This window comes from Rhizobacter sp. (genome assembly GCF_031412495.1).
GTDB lineage: Bacteria > Pseudomonadota > Gammaproteobacteria > Burkholderiales > Burkholderiaceae_C > Schlegelella_A.
The window spans coordinates 1-2,460 of sequence record NZ_JANODC010000460.1; the positions used below are offsets into that span (position 1 = coordinate 1).

The window sequence follows — 2,460 nt, forward strand, 5'->3', positions numbered from 1 at the left end:
CTGGCGCTGCAGATCGCGCCGATCGTCGAAGCCGTCAAGCTGCTCGGCTGGCCGGTCCTCACGGTGCCCGGCATCGAGGCCGACGACGCCATCGGCACGATCTCGTGCATGGCCGCCAAGGGCGGCTTCCGGGTCGTGATCTCGACCGGCGACAAGGACCTGGCCCAGCTCGTCGGCGAGAGCGTGGTCCTCATCAACACCATGAGCAGCGAGCGGCTCGACGTCGCCGGCGTCGCCGCCAAGTTCGGCGTCCCGCCCGAGCGCATCGTCGATTACCTCGCGCTCATCGGCGACTCGGTCGACAACATTCCCGGGGTCGACAAGGTGGGGCCGAAGACGGCCGCGAAGTGGATCGCCGAGCACGGTTCGCTCGACGGCGTGATCGCCGCCGCGCCGACGATCAAGGGCGTCGTCGGCGAGAACCTGCGCAAGGCGCTCGACTGGCTGCCGCAGGGGCGCCGCCTGGTCACGGTCTCCACCGACTGCGACCTGAGCGGGCACGTGCTCGGCTGGCCGGAGTTCGACGCCCTTGCGCTCGGCGAACCCGACGTCCCCGCCCTGATGGCCTTCTACGACCGCTACGGCTTCGCCTCGATGAAGAAGGAGCTGGAGTCGGGTTCGGCGGCGCGGCCGCGGGCGCGCCTGGCCGCCACGGAGACGCTCGACCTGCCGACGCCGGTGCCCTCCGAGGACATCGTCCGCCGCTACCTGACGGTGACCACGGCCGAGTCGCTCGAGCGCTGGGCCGCACGCATCGAGGCGGCGGCGTTGACCGCGCTCGACATCGAGACCGACTCGCTCGATCCGGTCCGGGCCCGGCTGATCGGCCTGTCGGTGTCGGTCGAGCCGGGCGAGGCGGCCTACATCCCGGTCGGCCACAGCTACGCCGGCGCGCCCGAGCAGCTGCCGCTGGAGCAGGTGCTCGCCCGGCTGCGGCCGTGGCTGGAGAACGCCGCCGCAGCCAAGGTCGGACACGACACCAAGTACGACACACACGTCTTCGCCGGCGCCGGCATCGCCGTGCGCGGCTACGCGCACGACACGATGCTGCAGAGCTATGTCTTCGAGGCGCACAAGGCGCACAGCCTCGAGAGCCTGGCCTTTCGCCGCCTGGGCCGCACCGCGCTCACCTACGAGGCGGTGTGCGGCAAGGGCGCGAGCCAGATCCCGTTCGCGCAGGTCGAGGTCGCTCGGGCGACCGAGTACGCCTGCGAGGACGCCGAGATGGCGCTGCACGTGCACCGCGCCGCCTGGCCGGTGCTCGAGGCCGAGGCGGGCCTCGCCGACGTGTACCGCCGCATCGAGTTGCCGACGGCGGCGGTCCTCGGCCGCATGGAGCAGGTCGGCGTCCTGATCGACAGCGCCCTGCTGGCGGCGCAGAGCCAGGACCTCGCCGAGCGGCTCTCCGCCCTCGAGCAGGAGGCCTACGAGCTCGCCGGCCAGCCGTTCAACCTCGGCAGCCCGAAGCAGATCGGCGAGATCCTCTTCGGCAAGCTCGGCATGCCCGTCAAGCGCAAGACGGCGAGCGGCGCGCCGTCGACCGACGAGGACGTGCTGCAGGAGCTCGCCCAGGATTTCCCCCTGCCGAAGAAGCTGCTCGAGCACCGGAGCCTCTCGAAGCTGAAGGGCACCTACACCGACAAGCTGCCGCTGATGGTCAACCCCACGACGGGCCGCGTCCACACCCAGTACGCGCAGGCGGTGGCGGTGACCGGGCGGCTGTCGAGCAACGACCCCAACCTGCAGAACATCCCGATCCGCACCGCCGAAGGCCGGCGCGTCCGCCAGGCCTTCATTCCACCGGAAGGCTCGGTCATCCTGTCGGCCGACTACTCGCAGATCGAGCTGCGCATCATGGCCCACATCTCCGCCGATGCCGGCCTGCTCGCGGCCTTCGGTGGCGGCATCGACGTGCACCGGGCCACCGCCGCCGAGGTCTTCGGCGTGGCCCTGCCGGAGGTCTCGAGCGAGCAGCGCCGCTACGCCAAGGTCATCAACTTCGGCCTCATCTACGGCATGAGCGCCTTCGGCCTGGCCGCCAACCTCGGCATCGAGCGCAGCGCCGCCTCGGCCTACATCGAGCGCTATTTCGCGCGCTACCCCGGCGTCAAGCGCTACATGGATGCGACCCGCGCCGCCGCGGTGCAGACCGGCTACGTCGAGACGCTGTTCGGCCGCCGCGTCCACCTGCCCGAGATCAGGAAGCCCGGGCCGCGCCGCAGCGCCGCCGAGCGGCAGGCCATCAATGCACCGATGCAGGGCACGGCCGCCGACCTCATCAAGCTGGCCATGATCGCGGTGCAGGAGCGGATCGACCGCGAAGGCCGGGCGACGCGGATGATCATGCAGGTGCACGACGAGCTCGTCTTCGAGGTGCCGCACGCCGAGCTCGACTGGGCCCGCGCGACGCTGCCGACGGTGATGGCCGGCGTGGCGACGCTGGCGGTGCCGCTGGTCGCC

At 71.3% G+C, this 2,460-nt stretch carries 1 protein-coding gene; it reads left to right on the top strand.

Annotated elements, in window-relative coordinates; all coding sequences use genetic code 11:
• Nucleotides 1-2,460, top strand: a 2,460-nt coding sequence (polA, locus tag AC30N0_RS17225) for a DNA polymerase I (protein WP_489519122.1), incomplete at both ends; no start/stop codon positions are given.